Annotated in this window: 1 protein-coding gene; it reads right to left on the minus strand. The window is 58.4% G+C overall.

Going from position 1 to position 293, the window contains the following annotated elements; all coding sequences use genetic code 11:
• Positions 1-293 (minus strand): RNA-guided endonuclease TnpB family protein (locus tag J9893_RS19180; RefSeq protein ID WP_210600931.1); only part of this gene is annotated, 293 nt, incomplete at both ends.

Consider the following 293-nt stretch of genomic DNA (forward strand, 5'->3'; position numbering starts at 1 on the left):
GCTAAAACGGCGTGTCCCGCCGCTAAAATATTGCGAGCGCCGTTCACATCGGCGTTCGCCTCATAACCACACGCAGCGCATTTAAACTGGCTTTGCGTCTGGCGGTTATCCTTCGCAGTATGCCCACAACAGGCGCACTGCTGGCTGGTGTAGGCCGGGTTTATCGCCAACACCTGACCGCCTCGCCATGCCTGCTTATATTCGAGCTGGCGGCGCAGCTCAAACCAGCCCTGATCTAATATCGAACGATTCAGCCCTGATTTTGCCCGGACGTTGCGCCCCGGCTGGCTGGT

This window comes from Aeromonas sp. MaB10011B, from assembly GCF_017939325.1.
GTDB lineage: Bacteria > Pseudomonadota > Gammaproteobacteria > Enterobacterales > Aeromonadaceae > Aeromonas > Aeromonas caviae.